Origin of the sequence: Antarcticibacterium sp. 1MA-6-2, from assembly GCF_021535135.1 — a bacterium.
Taxonomy (GTDB): Bacteria; Bacteroidota; Bacteroidia; order Flavobacteriales; family Flavobacteriaceae; genus Gillisia.
Map to the genome: position 1 here is coordinate 663,669 of NZ_CP091036.1, position 18,386 is coordinate 682,054.

General features: G+C 33.5%; 16 protein-coding genes and 1 pseudogene. 2 read left to right on the forward strand and 15 right to left on the reverse strand.

The genetic code is table 11. The features are described from left to right. Positions 1 to 117 precede the first annotated feature (117 nt). Complete coding sequence (locus LZ575_RS03375; RefSeq protein WP_235328431.1) at positions 118 to 1,074, forward strand: hypothetical protein; 957 nt, start codon at positions 118 to 120, stop codon at positions 1,072 to 1,074. Positions 1,075 to 1,079: 5 nt separating this feature from the next. Further along, positions 1,080 to 1,331 (forward strand): hypothetical protein, encoded by a 252-nt coding sequence (locus tag LZ575_RS03380; RefSeq protein WP_235328433.1) that lies wholly within the window; start codon positions 1,080 to 1,082, stop codon positions 1,329 to 1,331. A gap of 88 nt (positions 1,332 to 1,419) precedes the next feature. Here the strand turns inward: LZ575_RS03380 and LZ575_RS03385 are convergent, their stop codons facing one another. From LZ575_RS03385 to LZ575_RS03460, 15 genes and pseudogenes are all read right to left on the reverse strand, one after another. After that, positions 1,420 to 1,905 (reverse strand): glycosyltransferase, encoded by a 486-nt coding sequence (locus LZ575_RS03385; RefSeq protein ID WP_235328435.1) that lies wholly within the window; start codon positions 1,903 to 1,905, stop codon positions 1,420 to 1,422. Then, the gene (locus LZ575_RS03390) at positions 1,902 to 2,345 is read right to left on the reverse strand and encodes a hypothetical protein (RefSeq protein ID WP_235328437.1); all 444 of its coding nucleotides are present in this window, start codon (positions 2,343 to 2,345) and stop codon (positions 1,902 to 1,904) included. Before LZ575_RS03390 ends, LZ575_RS03385 begins: the two co-directional genes overlap by 4 nt. Before the next feature lie 13 nt (positions 2,346 to 2,358). After that, positions 2,359 to 2,877 carry a glycosyltransferase family 4 protein gene (locus LZ575_RS03395; RefSeq protein WP_235328439.1) on the reverse strand — a complete coding sequence of 173 codons (519 nt, stop codon included), beginning with the start codon at positions 2,875 to 2,877 and terminating at the stop codon, positions 2,359 to 2,361. A 92-nt stretch (positions 2,878 to 2,969) separates the two neighbouring features. Next, positions 2,970 to 3,461 (reverse strand): hypothetical protein, encoded by a 492-nt coding sequence (locus LZ575_RS03400; protein ID WP_235328441.1) that lies wholly within the window; start codon positions 3,459 to 3,461, stop codon positions 2,970 to 2,972. Between the two features lie 472 nt (positions 3,462 to 3,933). Continuing rightward, the gene (locus LZ575_RS03405) at positions 3,934 to 4,689 is read right to left on the reverse strand and encodes an aldo/keto reductase (RefSeq protein ID WP_235328443.1); all 756 of its coding nucleotides are present in this window, start codon (positions 4,687 to 4,689) and stop codon (positions 3,934 to 3,936) included. After that, complete coding sequence (locus LZ575_RS03410; protein WP_235328445.1) at positions 4,676 to 6,325, reverse strand: GMC oxidoreductase; 1,650 nt, start codon at positions 6,323 to 6,325, stop codon at positions 4,676 to 4,678. Before LZ575_RS03410 ends, LZ575_RS03405 begins: the two co-directional genes overlap by 14 nt. A gap of 58 nt (positions 6,326 to 6,383) precedes the next feature. Beyond that, complete coding sequence (locus LZ575_RS03415) at positions 6,384 to 6,797, reverse strand: hypothetical protein (RefSeq protein WP_235328447.1); 414 nt, start codon at positions 6,795 to 6,797, stop codon at positions 6,384 to 6,386. Between the two features lie 32 nt (positions 6,798 to 6,829). After that, complete coding sequence (locus LZ575_RS03420; RefSeq protein ID WP_235328449.1) at positions 6,830 to 7,324, reverse strand: glycosyltransferase family A protein; 495 nt, start codon at positions 7,322 to 7,324, stop codon at positions 6,830 to 6,832. 159 nt (positions 7,325 to 7,483) lie between these two features. Continuing rightward, entirely contained in the window at positions 7,484 to 8,803 is a 1,320-nt protein-coding gene (locus tag LZ575_RS03425) for a glycosyltransferase (protein WP_235328451.1), read from the reverse strand. Between the two features lie 14 nt (positions 8,804 to 8,817). Then, positions 8,818 to 9,417, reverse strand: a complete 600-nt coding sequence (locus tag LZ575_RS03430; protein ID WP_235328453.1) for a hypothetical protein — start codon at positions 9,415 to 9,417, stop codon at positions 8,818 to 8,820. A 675-nt stretch (positions 9,418 to 10,092) separates the two neighbouring features. Beyond that, positions 10,093 to 11,318: pseudogene (locus LZ575_RS03440) on the reverse strand (glycosyltransferase). A gap of 2 nt (positions 11,319 to 11,320) precedes the next feature. Then, the gene (locus LZ575_RS03445) at positions 11,321 to 12,700 is read right to left on the reverse strand and encodes an MATE family efflux transporter (protein WP_235328459.1); all 1,380 of its coding nucleotides are present in this window, start codon (positions 12,698 to 12,700) and stop codon (positions 11,321 to 11,323) included. Between the two features lie 332 nt (positions 12,701 to 13,032). After that, entirely contained in the window at positions 13,033 to 15,345 is a 2,313-nt protein-coding gene (locus LZ575_RS03450) for a tyrosine-protein kinase family protein (RefSeq protein WP_235328461.1), read from the reverse strand. Between the two features lie 14 nt (positions 15,346 to 15,359). Further along, positions 15,360 to 16,181 carry a polysaccharide biosynthesis/export family protein gene (locus tag LZ575_RS03455; protein WP_235328464.1) on the reverse strand — a complete coding sequence of 274 codons (822 nt, stop codon included), beginning with the start codon at positions 16,179 to 16,181 and terminating at the stop codon, positions 15,360 to 15,362. Between the two features lie 44 nt (positions 16,182 to 16,225). Further along, positions 16,226 to 17,578 carry an exopolysaccharide biosynthesis polyprenyl glycosylphosphotransferase gene (locus LZ575_RS03460; RefSeq protein ID WP_235328466.1) on the reverse strand — a complete coding sequence of 451 codons (1,353 nt, stop codon included), beginning with the start codon at positions 17,576 to 17,578 and terminating at the stop codon, positions 16,226 to 16,228. Between the last annotated feature and the right edge of the window lie 808 nt (positions 17,579 to 18,386).

An 18,386-nucleotide genomic window follows, 5' to 3' on the forward strand; every position in this document is an offset into this window, starting at 1 on the left:
AGCATTAGAAAAACAGGGGTAGCTCTAAATTAAGAGAAAAGCCGGATAAATTATTTATATAACCAAAAAGATTACGTAGCGTAAATTAACAGCTAATAAATTTTACATTATACATTAATGAAAAAATTCCTGGTCCTACTCTTTATTTTTAGCTGCGGTTCTCTAACTGCGCAAAACTATTATTATTCATTAAATAAAATTGAGGAAACCCCTCCAGACAATGTAACTGTAATTAGTAATGTTGACGAACTAATAGCAGGACTAAAATCTGGAGGAAACTTGTACTTGAAAGCTGGTAATTATAAGTTAAACAATACCCTTTATCTTTACGATATCATTAATCTTAAAGTGGCTGGTGCTGAGGGAGCAGTTATTACAGGAAGTTTAGAAACCTTGTTACATTTTAGAGGTACCACTAATAATATAAGCTTTGATAATATTTCTTTTGAATCTACTTCCAACCAAACAAATGCCGATTATGGTCCCGGCATTGTATATTTTGATGGAAGTGTAGAAAATATATCCATTGCAAATTGTAATTTCACCTGCCCCGGAGTGGCTTCAAATGCTTTAAAATTTGCGGCCTACCAAAGCTCTCGATCAAAAAATATAACTATTTACAAGTGCAATTTCTATGATATAGGTAGAATGGCCATTGAAACCGTTAATCATCATCCAGACGATATTCTTAGAATAACCGATATTAAAGTAACGGAATGCAATTTTGAAAGATTGGGCTTACAATCACCCTTTGGGATGGCCGTAAGTTTGAGTGGTACGGGACAAAACGCAATTATTTCTAATAATGTGATTTTCGATGCGAATGACATTGGGATTGAAAATGTGGCATGGAATAATGTTTTGGTAGAAAACAATACATTTTCTTCTGAACGTAACGTGTATGATCCTATATCAATGAACAGAAGAGCTGGGGGAAGCAAATTTATGACAAACGTTATAATTATAAGAAATTCCGGAAGAGTAAGCGGTGCAGGATCTCATTTAATTGAACTTAATAATTGTGATGGTTTAGTTTATAAAAAAATTCCTTCTATGCTGATGCTCTTCATCTGAATGAAGTGAAAAATTCATCTTTTACAGAAAATTTCCACTCATCTGATGGTGGAATTGGACTATACGCAGAAAATCAAAGTAGTAATAATACATTTTCTGATAACACTTTAGCTACGACCAGAGATAACGCCAGTACAATCGTTTTCTATCCCGGAGCAACTGCCAATACTTTAATAAGAAATCAGGTTAACAAGGAAGGTACTGGAGGAAGTGTATACTCTGATTTAGACGGGGGAAATATTAACCTGGATTTATAGGACAATCCCCCTATTTAAACCGAGAAAACGTAATTCCATAAGATTTTATCCAGACTCCTTTAATAATAAATTTAAGCCTCTATAGATTTCATTTCCTGTTTATATAGTCTCTTATAGAAGAGATTAATTCTTCAGAGGCACCTTCTGATAATTTTTTAGAAGCATTTATGTCATTTGGACTTACATCAATAAGTAACTTTTTTAAAGCTTCTTCATCTTCTGCGACATGAATATTTTCAAATGAACCAAATTTTTGTACTGTTGAAAGTTGATGGTCATTCCTATGTTCCCCATATTTACAAATGCGGGGCATAATAATTAATGGCTTTTGTTTCACTAATGCAGAAAGTATTGTTCCCGTACCAGCATGGCCTATAATTAAATCAGCACGCTCGAAAATATCAGAAAATTCAGATGGATTAATGAACTGAACTGTTTTAAAGTTTTTAGGTTCAAAATTTTCTAATGGAGCCTGCACGATTAAATCTTTGTCCTCCATCTCAGAGTAAACTTCGTCTATCGCTTTTATTAACCTATCAAAAGGTTCTTGTGTGCCTACAGTGACAAAAATCATGAGAGAATATTTCCGTGAAACAAACAGTTTTTACTAGCTAACTCTGGCCATTGCGTATAGGTTCTATCTGCAAATTTTGAAGCTATTTTACCACTATAGGACAATTCATCTACGTTAGCAATACTATCCACCCATATAGTCCGCATTCCCAAGATTTTTCCAATTATTAGAGCTATTAAACCAGGTAAAGCACCTGTAGATATAATTACATTAGGCCAAACCTTTACGACAACGTAAAATATCTTAAAAAATGAATAAATAGAATACAGTGGTTTATTACGATTGGTATCTGGTACAGCGTAAAATTTAAAACCTGCTGCCATTTCCTTATAACACTTTTTGGTTGATGCAAAAATCACTTCCTCGTGCTCGAATGCAGGTAAAAGTCTTAGAAGCTCCATCCAATGACCTCCTCCAGAGGCTACAGCCAATATTTTCATAGTTTAACCTAATTTACTGTTGTTGATTTCCGTCAAAGAGAACTTTATTAAATTCTTTGTAGGTTGCCTGGAAAGAATATTTATTCAGAAAGCAATTCCTATTATACTCATTAAATTTCTCCTCCCTGGAATTGGAAAATTTATTGATAGCATTCACAAATTCTATCTCGGTATTACAAACAGCTCCAACTTTTTCCAAATCTATCTCATAGCCGTTAAATGCTTCTTCAGTACCTAAAATATGTTTACCGAACATTAATGCTTCGCAAATTTTAACTTTCATACCCCCACCTTTGAAAATTGGTGCCAGGACAATATCAGCATCAATAATTACAGTTGATAGATTAGGAACGAAACCTAAATATTCAATCTTCTCATGCGTGCTCTGTTGCTTTAATACTTCTGAAGCTTTACCAGCGATTTGAAGTCTTATATCTACTTTATCCAGGACATTATCTATAAACCACTGGATTCCATGTAAGTTTGCAAACCAGGCATCTCCCACAAACAAGCATGTGAGTGGAGATCCCATCTTACCTGAAGAAGACCTTTCCTGATATTTATCCTTAAAACTGATAGGTATAACAAAAGTTTCGGGAATTTTTAAATTTTTATAGACACTTTTTAATTCCCCCGATCCCGGGAAGTAAGAACAATGATCCTGTTAGAATATTTTACAGCAAGCTTCTCATTGTAATAAATGATTATACTCCTCCAGAAAAGCAACGGATTTTTTTTAACCCTTTGAAGATATAAGCTATGTTCCACATTATGGAAGAAGGTAATAATCTTCCCTTTATAATTGTTTTTTTTCAGGTGATAACAAATGGCTCCATGTTCAGATGTGTCAATATATACGAATTGAGAATTCTTAGAAAGCTCGATTATTCTCTGAATTTCTCTCTTGCTTAGCCCCGCGTTAAAGCCGGATAAATAATTGAATATTCTTGAAACAACAGAGGCAAATGTAAAATTTAATTTAGGGGTTAACTGAACAATTTCTATATTTTCTGGTCCAACGATTTCCTTAAGTGATAAATAATTTCGGTTTGTGCATTGTGAGCCTCCACCGGAAATCATTTCTACATTATTAGAACAGATAAACAATACTTTCATAATAAACAGCTAACAGATCAAAATTTGAATATTTCCGGAAAGATCTATGTGATCTTAAAATTTTTAATATCGAAAATTTTCACAACAAAACGATTATGGAATGGGCAGCAATATACCAACATTGGTAAATAGTTACCAAGCCTAAACACAGGAATTTTTATTTATAATAGACGGATTGTCTTTGTCCTTAATAATAAATTTTACCCATTTCCAAATAAGCAGTAAAGAAAATAATTGATCATTTCAAAGGATTGTACTTTCCACAATAAATTAAATATTGTGGCCTCTGGGATTTGATTTATTAAAACCTTTAATGGTAACTGTACTTTAAATACAACCTGGATTCAACACTATTTATGTATCATCGGGATTTTAGTCTGTCACATCCAAAGCTATCTTAATGTTTTGTTTAATATGATCTGGGTTAAACATGGAGCATAAGATCACACTATTAGGAAAGTCAGTTAAAAGTTTAATAAGTTTTTGAGTTGGTTTTAAGCTGGCTAAGTCCACCCTTAAAAGGAGAAAATATAATGTCCGGTTGTTCATTTCCACTGTCTTTGTACTCATCGTAATCGTCTCTTACCATGGGATTGTCATACTGTAAAAGATCGAATTTGTCCAGGTATTTCTTGTGAAGCTTTTCTTGAGAATGAAGGGCTGAAAGTCCAAAGCTGCGAATTTTCCCTTCTTTTTTAAGAATTTCTGCAGTTTCTTTCAGTTCCTGCACATATTTTAATGAATGATGGGGCTCATGAATAAACAGGCAATCTACATACTCCCGCTGAAGTTCTTTTAAACTTTTCTCCAAACTTTTCCTCATATCTTTACCACGTAAGGGTTCAATGCGATCCAGTAATTTTTTGGAAAGTTCTGAGGGAGCTGTTTTTTTTACTTCAGGATTTGCAGGTTCTTTTGATTTTAAGCTTTGAACATATCTAAATAAAGGTTTTAACTTCTTAAAGGAATTTGCTTTCCAATTAGGATTAATACCAAATTTAGTAGCTACGTAAACTTCGTTTTTTTTATTCTTTAAAATTCTACCTAAAAATCCTTCTGCTTCTCCATAACCGTAAGACCTTGCTACATCAAAATAATTGATACCATGTTCAAGAGCCAGATCTATTGCGTATTTTCCTTGTTTTGAATCAACAGGACCCATTATTGGAGAGCAACCAAAACCAATTACAGATGCATTGATTCCCTTAGCCAGTTCAATTTTCTTCATCTTCTTTTTTTAAATAATTAGCCAATCGAATAGCGCATGCTCCTAAAAAAAAAGTTGGATTTGCTTGCCCTGATGTTGGAAAAACTGAACTACTACACACAAAAACATTTTCAGTCCCATAAACTTTAAGGTTTCTATCTACCACACCATCTTTTGGAGAATCTGCAATTCTCGTAGTACCAATTTGGTGTACACCATCCATAGAGATTTCTCTAATAACCCGGGGAAGATCTTCTTCTTTGTACCAGTACTCCAATCTCCCGCAATTAATGTCCCTCAAATATTTATCTATAGCCTGGTGTGTTTTAATAACTGAATCAATGTCTTTATCGGCAAAATCATAATATATATTTAATTTTTCCTCATCCTTGCTTAGTTCCATTCGGTTTTCAAAAACTGGTAATTGCTCTGAATGAAAATAGAGCGCATATTTATTCAATGGGCTAAACAAAAATATACCCGGAAGCTTTCGCTTTATAAGATAACGTTTATAAAAAATTTTTGCAGGAGTGACTAAAGAACCCGGTAAATCTTTGGATAAATTCCATAAATGTTTACGAACACCAATTGTTTTTCCTTTTGTAATACTGTGAGCAATCGCCGGAGGCGCAAGCTTTTTTCCTAAAAAAGGAATTAACATGGCTAAATACATAAAAGACATAGCCCCATTCTTGTGCTTGGGGTCATAATACAAAGGATTATCTAGCCACAATACCGTATTTAGAAGATCATTGTCTTTTAAATATTGGGTTGTAAGCTGTAAGCGCCTTCGCATATAGGTTCCATCCTGATTTCTTAAAAAACCGAAATCTGTTTTTTTAGGATCTCCATTAAAAATAACAGAAGCGATCTTACCAAGAAGGTGGCATTGATAAAACTTTCCAAGTGCAGTTGGAACTTGTTCTAATTTTTTGAAAAGATGCTTGTTCTTTAGTAATAATCTGGTACTCTCCTGGGTCCCTGCGGCGATTACAAAATTTTTCGCCTGCGCATCACATAATTCATTACTTCTAACATTTCTTATTGTTATAGAACCTGTTTTCCCGTTTTCATCGAGCTCCCCAAATTTTTGCGCCTGGTAACCTTCCAGGATTTTAATATTTTCAGCCTTTTCCAGGTCTTTCCTATAGCGTTTCCCAAAACGAGTAGGCATACTCCATCTTTCTACATTCTTATCTGTTACATAGCCATCTTCAAAGTTTTCTGCTATTGTCGTATTTTTAAAATCAGCTATTTGATTAAGGTCAAATATAGGTTCCCCGCATTCAAAATATTCTGCTGCTTTAGAAGTATGAGGTTTTACCTCCTCAAAAAAGTTTAAATCCCAGGTACAATTTTCATCGATCAAAGGTCTTTTCATAAAATCTATATCATCAAACATCACGCATCGTCCTCCCCAGGTTAATGAAGTACCACCTAAACCTTTATTTGTACAATTATAGGGGTTATGATGATTTTCAGGGTTTTTAACGTCAATTGAATCATCTAAATTGTTTCTCTCAGGCTGGCCACTAAAACCATATTCTATAAGAAGGATGGTCTTTTGGGGATTTATTCTATTATATTCAAGAACAGTAATTATACCTGCAGGTCCACTTCCTATCACGCATAAATCATATAATTTATCTGAAGTCATATTTTACCTATTTGTTACCCGGGAATAATAATTAATAAATTGGAGGCTAATCCTTTTTTCAACCTTTAAAAAATTCAAGAGAATGCCATGAGGTATCTGGAATAATCTCATTTTTTTTCCGGTTATTACGGTTACTCATATAAATATAAAAGGAACTAAATATAGGCAATAGGCTTATTTTATATTTAATCGCAAGAAACCATAGAGCCTGTAGCCGATAGGAATTATTTAATTTTTTTTCGTGATATCGTTTAATAGCATTTCTATAAACGGCATAATGACTCTCCCTTAAACTACTCTTTGGAATATCGGTTAACTGTTGCATCTTATGATTTCGAATTACGGATCCATAATGGTTTGAATGTACACCTTTAAAATTTTCATTGATCCTCATCCACATATCAGAATCTTCACCTACTATAATTTCTTCATTGAAAAGACCTACCTCACTAAAAACATTTCTTTTAAACATAAAACCATTACTGTTTGCAAAATGAATTGTTGTTATAGAAAGATTTTCCAGGTCCCTATTGTCAATATTGGCTTTTGTCCACTTAAGCGATAAACTCTTTTGTTATTTATTTCAACCATTTCTAAAGAGTTACATATTGCAAAGGAAAATTCACTTTTAGCTTCTAAAGCCGAAACCATTTTTTTCAAATGTCCCGGTAGATAAAGATCATCAGAATCGAGGAAACAAATATAGGGCTGTGAAGCTTTTAAAATCCCACGATTTCGGGCACCTGACGCTCCCTGTGATAGGCAATCGACTGGCTTGTGTAAGAAGGTAACATTAGAACCAAAGGATGATACAACTTCCACGGTATTGTCTGTTGAGCCATCATCAGAAATAACTATTTCCACATTCCCGTTATAGTCCTGATCCAGCACACTTTTAATAGCTTCACCAATTAATTTCTCCCTATTGTAAGTAGGAATAATTACGCTTATACCTTTCATCTCAATTTTATTAATGTAATATTCTGAAGGAGCTTTCATATTTCAACTTCAGAGTGGTAATAAAAAACTCCTCTATAAATTAAAAAACAAATACCGAAATTTTTTGGCAGTTCGAAAATTATAATTTTCGCTGCAGAAGTACTTTATTTTAAAAATTTCAGTAATCTCATTTGTCAGAAAAGATCTATTTTTCAACTTTTACTTTTCTTCAGCCGCGGTAGATATTATTTTTTCAAACTCTCCCGCGACTACAGTGGAATTATGTCGGTTTGCGGCAATACTTTTTGCTGTTGTTGCCACTCGTTCCCGCCGGGATTCATCCAAAAACATGTCCTTTAATTTTTCACTTAATACCTTTATATTATTTTCTGTCACTACTTCTGCCCAGGAATATTTTTCAGCATATTGAACCAGGGCAGTATCTTGCGGGGCAAATATGAGTATTGGCGTACCACTAGCCATATATTCTGAAGCTTTTGTAGGCATGGAATATTTTATAAAACTGGTGGATTCCGGACTAAAATCGTAGGGAAGGATTAAAACTTCGGCCTGGGCAAAAACTTTTGGAAGATCCTCATATGCTACAAATTCCTGATGGTAAACATTCGTAAAATTCTTGATCCATGTAGGAGCATCCTGAGACTGTATTATAAATTTTATACTGGATTTTAGGTCATTATTAACCTCTTTTACCGCTTCAGCTATAATTTTTAGGGATTTGTCAATCCCAAGTCCTATTCTTCCTGCGTATAAAAGAGTTGGACTTGTGGGAAGCTCGTAAGAGTTTCTTTGGGCCTTTTTCCAAAATTCTAAGTTTATCGGGTTATGAAAAGTAACAAATTTTTTTCCATAACGTCTTTTATATTCCTCAGCCATATAATCACTAATTCCCAGGCATAAATTTGCTCTATCTAATAAAAGTCTAAATTCCTTATCTATTTTCCTTTTCCAATGGTTTTTCATTGGGCCTTCTATTCCAACAGTGGTAGGCCAGTCATCCATCATATGGAAAACCATAGGAATTTTTAAATAATCATATAATTCAATTGCAAATAAAATATCCTCCCTGGTGTGAGACTGAACGTATAAAATATCAGGTTTAAAACTATCTAACCAATTACATAACTCTGGAGAAACCCCCGTTTTTGCCTGAAAATGGGACAATCCTACATAATTAAAAACTGGAAGGATATAATCAAGAATCATCTTAACGCGAAGTTTGGATTTTTTGACAATAACTTTGTCCTGGTTTTCTGCGCCATCAGAAATCATTATAGGTCCTGAATAATATTTTCGGCTCAAAAGATTAAATGGAAAGATCCATTTACGTTCTTTATCTCCTAACTGATAATAATGATTGCAAAGCGTGTGGTTCATATTATCTGTAAGCAAATATCCCGAACACGCAACTGCTAATTTATCTCTATCCCAATTAGCAAATAAATTAGAAAGTGTTATACCGCCCCCAGTATTATCTACGAAAGGCTGATTTAATATTAGAACACGGGGCTGGGCCATTATAGAGAATTTTTTTAAGTGTTATGTAAATTTTGATTTCGAAAATAGGTAGTCATATCTTCCTCTTCCATGTTTCTAAGAAAAGGAGAGAAACAAATGGCTACTGCAATCCAAAGTAAAATATACTGTAATGTAAATGTATTCACGGTTGCAGGATACATATTTAAAAGAACCCATATGATCCAACACGCTGCAGCTTTGGTTAATAGGTTTTTTGAAAAGAAAAGTCCCTTGATTATAGCAGGGATCGTGATCAATATGAAAATAAAAACGTAGACTAAACCACCTTTAAGTACTAATTGTAGATAATCGGTTTCTATAGTTTTCCTATACCCTGTAACATCATCGGGATCTATCCCGGGACAATAATACTCACCATCCATTCCTTTCCCTACTATCCATTCTTTCGGGTTTAAATCCTGATAGAAACACAACTCTACCGAAGATCTGGTGTCTTCTAATCCACGGTCTGTTATATATTCAAAGATGCCACTTTTGCTGGAGGTAAAAAATTCTAAACCAACAACCAATAGTATCCCTCCAACTATAATAGTGAGAATAACAATAAAATATCTATTTCTTGTTTGGGACAAATAGAGTATATACGAAATCATAGCACTTAACCCGCACATAAAAAGTAGCCCACGACGAGCCCTTAAAAGAGCGAAAAAAATGGTAACAAGCAATGTTAGGATAAGTAAAAATTTTCTTTGGCCGGAGTGATACCGATACGCCATTAAAAGAAAGAAAGCTAAGCACTGCTAAGGTTTTTGAGAAATACTCAATAATATACATACTGGTAAGACTCTCCCCCTGGCTCAAAAGATCCCTTATGAAAAAAACATCATAAAATAAAAAGGCAATTGCGAGGATAATTATGGACTGAAAAAGTTTTTTTAGATAATAAAGTTTGAGTGGCAAAAGTAGAAACAGAGGGCTCAAATATAGAATCCCACCAAACCAGGCATCAAAAATCATAAATTTGATTCCATCACCAGTTGTTGGTACCCCCCTTATGACTATATATGCAACCCATACCATATAAAGGGTAAAGAAGACTAGTAAATAATTGTTAATTATTCTAAAATTTATCAGGGTAAAAAAGGAGGGTATAAATATTAGTAAGCCAATGATTTGTAAAACCTGGCAAATTACAGGATTTACGTAAGTGGTGGTGGTTAATGTATAGCTTAATGTGTATAGGATAAATCCCATCCACATTAAATTTACCAGTTCACGTTCCCGGTAGCTTGTTTGCAGAAATGTATTTAAACTTCTATCCATTCAGTTTAATCCTGCATGCTTTTAATTAAATCCATATGCTGGTTGGTAATTATGGCTTCATCGAATTGTGGTAATGCATATCCCCTGGTGTGGTTGCTAAGACAATACTGTATTCCTGCTGCCAGATCTTTAGCATCCTTGTAATTTGCCAGATATCCATTTTTTTTATGTTCAATTAGATCTGGAATTCCTCCTGTATTAAAAGCTACTACAATGTACCACATCTCAAAGACTCCAGAATGACATAGCCAAATACTTCAGCCAGAGAAGGAGCAATAAATAAATCTGCTGCATTATACATAAGATTTGTAGCATATTCATTAGAAAGATATCCTACAAATTTTATTTTAAATGGTATTGCTTCGGTAATTTCCTTTTTATAACCACTACCAAAGATTAATATGGTAATATTTTGAAATTCAACATTTTCGTGTAATAATTCCAGCGCCTCCTTTAAATACTCCCAACCTTTATATGGACTTTCTATAGAAATGGCACCAAAGGCAATAACGACTTCATCCTTATCAAAATTTAATAGATGCTTTGCAACGCTTTTTTCAAAAGGTTTGAAGATGTTGTTATCCAAATAATTAGGAATATAAAATATAGGTTTATTTTTTGTAAGAAAAGACTTCTTTGCACAATCATAGAGCCATTTACTTGGAGCTATAAAGTATACATTATCATGGGTGGAAAATAATTTTTTCTTTTTATTAAACTCCTGGTATGACAAATCCTTTTCTTTATCACCTATAAAAAATTTGCAATTATGGCATTGTTCCATGTATTTATCACAACCAAAACTGTGGTGGCAACCTCCTGTAATAGTCCACATATCGTGCATGAAAAATACAATCTTCTTGTTGAGCTTCATTAATTGTTCAATACTGTCAAGGCTCAAAAATCCGTTAAGAACCCAATGAATATATATAACATTTGCTTCCCTGACTACCTCTACTTCAGAAATGTTTGACCCGATAACAGGATAAGAAAAAATACCATATTGAGAAGTCATTTTTCTTTTCAAAAAGGCCTCAGCCCAGGTGTTTATTTTAGATATCCATTTGGCCTTTTTTCCTAAACTTGTTATAGGTTTTTGTTCGTCCAGTTCATTATACAAACACAACAGGCTGGAATCCATTCCTGCTTTTAAAAAAGCCTTATGAAGCCTGTTAGCAGGGCTCGCTTCTGTAGTCTTATATTGAAGATGGAGTATTTTTAAATTATCCATGATTATTTAAGCCAGAAGCCTTTTTTATTCTTAACAATTATCATATAATATTGCAACGGAGCTAATATAAAACCATTAATATTTGCTAATACAGAAGCCATAAATAATGCATAAACACCCATCTTAAAGTAATTGAGGAAAAGAAGAACCAGACCTATGAATATAAAAGGACTGAAAATACTTGTCCAAAACTGTATTCGCAAAGCACTTATTCCATTTAAAAAACTAACATATTTAGACCCGAACATCATAGTGCAGAAGTAAATGAATCCCCACAGAGATAATTCAAAATTTATGTCTACCGTTCCCTCCCCCAGCCATAAGGTATAAACGGTTTTCGAAAATAACAACATAATTAAACCTCCTAATACGAAAAGGATATTTAAAAGATTATATTTTTTTATACTGTTTCTAATCCAATTAAGATCTCCCTTTAAAAAAGCTTCAGTAGAAGCGGACCAAAATGGACTTATAAAAATCATAAATGCCATATTTAGCACCCCAAAATATTTATATACTATATTATAATCAGTAACGTGGACTGGGCCAAAATACCGGGAAATTATAATGTTTGCAGATTCGAATTGCACAATACTGGCTATTTGAATGATAAAAAATATACCTCCGAGATTAAAAAGGCTTTTGGCGTGGGAAAATTTAACTTTAGTCAATGATGGTTTATATGCTTTGTACTTTCCAGAAAAGAAAAAAATATTAGCTCCGGCCAAAGCAAGAATCGGGGCTATACAAAGAGCGAGACCCAAAAAGATCAATGAACCCTGTGTAGTTGAAACTAGGATTGCAATTATTAAGAGGGCGACCACCTGCCCGATAAGATCTATTAAAGATGCTTTTGCAGGTTCTTGATCTGCTGTAATGATTGTTGTAATTATTCGTAAAACGAATTGTAGGCAGAAATATGTAAAGACAATAACGGCCAATAAAGAAATTTCATTGGTATATTCCGCTGAAACATTAAGCATATCGCTCCAATCCAGGAATTGATTTACCAGCAGAAATATCGCCCATAAAACTATGAAAATAATTCCTAAGGCTGCATATGCTGTGCTTACATAAACCTGTGCACTTTCATCATCTCCATTAGCTTTTGCCCCTGCAAACTTATTCCTTAATCCTTGAGTGAGTCCTATATCAAAAAAACTAAACCAGGCGACAATTGAGCTTATAGTTAACCAAATACCATAACGTTCAGCGTTTACATAATTAATGGTAAGTGGTACCAGCAGAAGAGTAATACCAATACTTCCCCCTTTTATAAAAAGTGAGGTAATGATATTTTTTTTTGCTTTGATGCTGCGTGTGTGCCCCTTATTCAGGAATTTTTGATAAAAAGAGAATAAAGGTTGGAGATATTTATTCATTATTAATTGAGGGGCAAGATACTAAAGGTAATAACACACCTCCTTACATTTGAAGTTATAACAAGGGCTGAACACTAACCGGGTAACACTTTATAAAGAAAATTTTAGTCAAGGTGACCTAATTATTCTATGTGAAATAAGTTTATATTATTAAATGTTCCAGATGAAATTTACATCATTTTCATAAGTACTTTTTAAAATCCGGAAAAACAGTTTTCTGGAAAAGGAACGCCTATTTGTCTTAGATTCTGTTTTCTGTTACATCAACTTTAAAATCTAATGATTTAAAAAACAGACTTATTTATTCCGACTAAAAGTTACCACTAAGGTACTTAGGATTTTTGATTGGTGTAATTCATCATGTGTTTCAAATCATATCCATAACCATAATCTGTTTTTACCATACCACGGGTTTTTAAACCATTAAAAACGATCGAGACATTCTTAAGAGACTGCAAACTGGTTGATTCATCAAGCCTTTTAACAGCTTCCTTGGAAGTATGTCCATGTCTTACAACATATAAGGTCTTATCACTATATTCTGCCAGTAGATTGACTTCAGCCAGAACATTAATAGGAGCAGAATCAAGAATTACATATTCAAAATCTTCAGAAAGTGCCTCCATGAGAATTTCCAGTTTTCCATTCAATAATATTTCGGAATAATCATCTCCCCTCGCTCCTGTCGATACAACTGACAAATTTGGATGTACCCCGGAGGGATGAATAGTGTCCTTATAATTTATTTCATTTTTAAGAAAGCCAATAATTCCTTTTGAAGCAGAAAGGTCAAATAATTCCGAAACATAAGGTTTCCTAAAATCCATATCCACAAGAACTACCTTTTTACCAGACTGAGCAAAACTATAAGCGAGATTAGAACTCACAAAACTTTTTCCTTCACCCGAAATTCCTGAGGTGATCAAAATTCTTCTTTGCTTGAAGTCTCTTCGATATAAACCAAGCCTGGCGCCTAGCTGCCGTAGTTGTTCAATTAAAATAAATTCCTGAGGTTTTTGGAATCTCTTAGACTTCCCCGTTTTTACGTGAAATATTTCAGCAATGATTGGAATATCAGTATACTTTTCAATTTCTGATCTGAAGAGAACAGCTCCACTTAAAACCTCTCTCCCTTTAACGAAGCCAATTCCTGTCACTACAGCCACGCAAAAGGCAACTACATAAGCAAAAAGTGGTTTTGGGCTTACAGGACTAATTGATGCCTCTGCCTTATTAACTATCGTACTGTTTTCATTAGAAGGTATGTTTGACAATGCTGTTTCTTCCCTTTTTTGAAGTAAATAAGAGAAGAGATCATTCTTCACTGTTTTTCTTCTGGTAATTTCTAAAAGAGTGCGTTCCTTCTCGGGAATATTGCTTAAAGTAGAATTAAATCTTTGATTATTTGAATTTAGATTGTTTAATCGTGATTTTAAATTCTGTCTCTGGCTATTAACATTTTCTAATATCCCAGGTCTAATTTTCTCTATTTGATTAGTAATAGAGGTCAAAATAGGGTTATTTTCAGCGGTTGTTCTTTTCAACCTCTCATACTCAACCTCTAAGTTATAAAGCTTCTCAATCAACTGGGAAAGGATAGGATCATTAATTCCAAGAGTTGAGGGAACAATGCCTCCTGTACTACCCTTAGATATAACGTAATTTTCTACATTATTTAAAACAGCTAGCTGAAGTTCAAGTTCTGTAATTTGTTTATCATTTTCTCCAACGTCCTGAAGATATAATCTTCCCTGCTCGCTTAAATTTATAGCTCCTGCACTGGACCTGTATTCTTCTACATTATTTTCAAGTTGGTCCAGATCCTTTTCTACACTTTCTATTCGGTCTTCAATAAAAGCAAGAGTATTTAAGGCCAGCTCTTTTCTGTCCTCTACTATTTTTCGATTATATTCCTTGATAAGGTTGTCTAGTATATCTTCAGCTCTTTCGGGTACCGGATCTTTTATACTCAAATTAACAACGGAAGATAATTTATTGGTAACCTTTACATCCAGACCATCTACTAATCCTTCTGAAATTATTTTAGGATTTACCAAATTAAAATAAAGCGAGGCAGAGGTGCTCTTGTTTCTTCTGTCATTTTTAACAAACATTAAAGTCTGCCCATTGGAAAATTCTATCCAATTATCCAGCCCATATCTTTCACCAGAGATTAGAACTTCTTCTTTCTCATTGTCATAATTAAATGAAAATTTCTCTGGTTCATTGGATATTTCAATCCTTTCAGGTTCTTTAACAATAATCCTGATCGGACTGGAAGTATATGCGGGCTTCGACTTCATCCCTGCATCTTCCTGTACTGGTGAATATAGATATAAGCTTCTTACCACAGAATTCATTAAATCCCTTGATTGTAAAACCTCAATTTCATTTTCAACAATTTTTTTTGACTCAAAAGGATTCATACTTTCTACAATCCGGGAGTCATCTACTCCTTTTTGCTCATCTTTAATTATTATGGAAGCTGATGCTTCATAGATTGGAGTGGCTATTCGTAAATAAGCCCAGGCTGAAATAAGAGAACCTACAATGAGTATTAAAAACAGTGGCCAAAATGGTAAGAATGTCTGAATAATTACTCTAAAAAGACTGTCCTCTCTAGAGTTTTTTGAGTTGTAATTCATGGTTCAGGTTGATGTTAAAAAAATCTGTCCAGGGCAATTACTGCTAGAGAAAGAGAACTTAATATAATAGGAAGCCATTGATTAGCTCTACTAGTAGATGCTACTTTTGATTTATTAGCTTCTACGTATATTATGTCATTAGACTTTAGGTTATAATATGGAGAAGTAAATATTTCATCAGATGTTAAATCGAGTCTTACCAGCTTTCTTATATTATCTTCCTCTCTAATTAATAAAATATTGTCTCGATTAGCATATACGGTTAGATCCCCGGCTAATCCCAGCGCTTCCAGTAAAGTTACTTTTTCACTGGGAATGGTTACCACAGTTGGATTCTTTACTTCGCCCAGTACCGATACTCTAAAGTTAAGATACCTAATATCGACTATAGGCTCCAATAAAAGCTTTCTATTTACCAATTCCTGGGTAATTTCTTCTCTTAATTCCTGCTTGGATTTTTCTGCAGCTTTAATCTTACCCAATATAGGGAAACGAATAAAACCTTCCTGGTCTACAAGATAACCAGATGCTTCAGAAGTTGTTCGATTTGAAGTTGATGATTGTGCCACAGGAACATTAGAGGCGTTAAAAACTTCAGTGGCTTCAGGATTTAAACTTGTAACCGAAATGCTTAATAAATCATTTTTCTTAATTACAGGCTCCAGGTCTTCGTTATTCAACTTAAATTCCGTTTCAGGAACATTATAAAAGTTGTTGGCCTTTTTAAGGTTAACGCAAGAGGTGAAAGAAATAAAAATTATTATAAGTATAACAGAGTAGGTAGCTCTTATACTTCTTAGGTAGTAAGAAATATAAGTGATCATTGATTTTTTCATGTAAGTGTAGATTGGGCTAAAAGTATAAAAAATAGTTGTGTAATTTAATAAGCTTTTTCTTCCCCCTGAAGACAATTGTAAATTGTTTGATAAACTATTTTAAGATCCAAAAGAAATGACCATTTCTCAAGATAAAAAATATCCATTCTAATCCTGTTAACAATGTCAGATTTTCTTATGATCTCTCCACGATACCCTCTCACCTGGGCAAGTCCTGTTATACCGGGTTTTGCAAAATGCCTCACTAAATATTTATCTACATTTTTTTGGTATTGAACAGTGTGAAATTCCATATGTGGCCTGGGCCCAATAATACTCATATCACCTAGAAAAACATTTATAAATTGAGGCAATTCATCTACACTGGTTTTTCTAATGAATTTTCCTACTTTGGTAATCCTTAGGTCATTCCGGGTGCACATTTGCATATTTGCCTCCTTATTAACTGCCATAGACCTAAATTTGTAGCACCAAAATGTCTTCTTATTAAAACCGTGACGTTGTTGTTTAAAAAACAAAGGACCGTTAGATTCCATTTTGTTTAAAATGTAAAGAAGCGGCATAAGCCAGGATAGCACGAAAAATATTACAAGTGAGGACCCAACGATATCAAATATTCTCTTTCCATACTTTGCATAATTTTTATCCAATGGAGATTTTCTTATGTTGAGGACAGGAACATTATCAAATATTTCAAACTCCATAGAATGGGTGTAAAAGCCCTTGTTATCCGGAATTAGTTTTAATTTCTTTAAGTTATTGTCAGCAAAGCTTCGAAGATCGGTTAATTCTTCTACGGTAAATTGACTTATCGCACAATATATTTCGTCAACCTCATTTTCAAGGATGTAGTCAAAGGCATTTTGAAAGGTTCCTAAATACTTATCATCAGTACCTGAATTTTTTAATTTCCCGTGGAAATATCCTAAATATCTGTAGCCATAATCAGGTTTACTAAAGATCTCCTCAAGAAAAGGAAGGTTCTTATCCTCTCCTAAAACCACTACTCTTAAGTAATTTCCACCTTCCCGTCTGTACCTTTTTCTGAATTCAAAAAACAATCCTCTGTAAATAGAGAGCAAAATGAGTAAGACAGATAAAATAAGAATTTGTTTTTGGGAATCAAAATTAATCTTAGCAAAAGCTAAAACCGAAAAATAGGAGAGAGAAAAAACCAGGTAATGCCTTAAAAACTTGTGATACTTCGTAATAAATTTTTCTTTTCTCTCAATGCTATAAAAATTTAAACCAATCCCAATAATTAACCACGAGAAATTAAGACAAACTGCAACACCATATTCTAAGTAAGTTTCGGGAGTCAAAATGTATAAAGTAGCATTTATGATCATTAAATTAATGATCACAGAGAAAGGAATAATTAAAAAGGATCTTTTCATAATTTAATTATTAAGACCAAATAATTACTCTACTTAGGGGCGCAGATAAAATATTCTGGTTTATAAATTTTTAAGATTGACCCCTCAACTTTAGGAAATACTTCCAGGACGAATATCAACACAGAATTACCTGGGTTAATATACTCTCAGTAGGAAGATTCTGCACAATTTTTTAAATCGGGATATTTGTAAGAATATAATATCTATTTGACTAGAAACATTATAGAAATTGAATTAATCAAAAACTAAATGTTCCAATCAATGATATCCCGGGGGTATAAAAAATCGGCTTTTTAAAAAGATAACAAGGGGACTTTCTTGTTAATTGAGACGAATCTATGAAGATTTTTAGAGCCTTTAATATTTATTCGTTCAAGTTCAATAATTTTCGTTGAGATACACACATTAACTTTTTATCTGGTAAGTAGAAATATTTTATTAAAAGAGTTATTTACTAACTGGAAAGTTGAAAACACCGTTGACTCCTGATATTTAGACTATTATAATGGGAAAATAAGGTTAGATTAAATCAATAAAAATATTGCTACTCTACAGATAATTTTTCTCAATACTTATTCTACACCTGCTTCTATATTGCCAGATTTTAAATACACTTTAATTCCTGGTTTTTCGTAATTTCTTCCATTTGCGCAGAAGTCCTTCACTTTATCACCTTTAATTCTAGTAGTTTAGTAAAGAGCAATAGTGAGTTTGTAAGATCAGGTTTGGTATGGTCGTTTACATTAAAAACTAATTCTACCGAATTTCCTTAGGATTTACCACGCATAGCTCAACCTATTCTTAAATA

Excerpts from the sequence above, each read along its gene's own strand:
- LZ575_RS03375 (WP_235328431.1), top strand. The coding sequence starts at position 118 with ATGAAAAAATTCCTGGTCCTACTCTTTATTTTTAGCTGCGGTTCTCTA.
- LZ575_RS03385 (WP_235328435.1), bottom strand. The coding sequence starts at position 1,905 with ATGATTTTTGTCACTGTAGGCACACAAGAACCTTTTGATAGGTTAATA.
- LZ575_RS03390 (WP_235328437.1), bottom strand. The coding sequence starts at position 2,345 with ATGAAAATATTGGCTGTAGCCTCTGGAGGAGGTCATTGGATGGAGCTT.
- LZ575_RS03395 (WP_235328439.1), bottom strand. The coding sequence starts at position 2,877 with ATGGGATCTCCACTCACATGCTTGTTTGTGGGAGATGCCTGGTTTGCA.
- LZ575_RS03400 (WP_235328441.1), bottom strand. The coding sequence starts at position 3,461 with ATGAAAGTATTGTTTATCTGTTCTAATAATGTAGAAATGATTTCCGGT.
- LZ575_RS03405 (WP_235328443.1), bottom strand. The coding sequence starts at position 4,689 with ATGAAGAAAATTGAACTGGCTAAGGGAATCAATGCATCTGTAATTGGT.
- LZ575_RS03410 (WP_235328445.1), bottom strand. The coding sequence starts at position 6,325 with ATGACTTCAGATAAATTATATGATTTATGCGTGATAGGAAGTGGACCT.
- LZ575_RS03415 (WP_235328447.1), bottom strand. The coding sequence starts at position 6,797 with ATGTTTAAAAGAAATGTTTTTAGTGAGGTAGGTCTTTTCAATGAAGAA.
- LZ575_RS03420 (WP_235328449.1), bottom strand. The coding sequence starts at position 7,324 with ATGAAAGCTCCTTCAGAATATTACATTAATAAAATTGAGATGAAAGGT.
- LZ575_RS03425 (WP_235328451.1), bottom strand. The coding sequence starts at position 8,803 with ATGGCCCAGCCCCGTGTTCTAATATTAAATCAGCCTTTCGTAGATAAT.
- LZ575_RS03430 (WP_235328453.1), bottom strand. The coding sequence starts at position 9,417 with ATGATTTCGTATATACTCTATTTGTCCCAAACAAGAAATAGATATTTT.
- LZ575_RS03445 (WP_235328459.1), bottom strand. The coding sequence starts at position 12,700 with ATGAATAAATATCTCCAACCTTTATTCTCTTTTTATCAAAAATTCCTG.
- LZ575_RS03450 (WP_235328461.1), bottom strand. The coding sequence starts at position 15,345 with ATGAATTACAACTCAAAAAACTCTAGAGAGGACAGTCTTTTTAGAGTA.
- LZ575_RS03455 (WP_235328464.1), bottom strand. The coding sequence starts at position 16,181 with ATGAAAAAATCAATGATCACTTATATTTCTTACTACCTAAGAAGTATA.
- LZ575_RS03460 (WP_235328466.1), bottom strand. The coding sequence starts at position 17,578 with ATGAAAAGATCCTTTTTAATTATTCCTTTCTCTGTGATCATTAATTTA.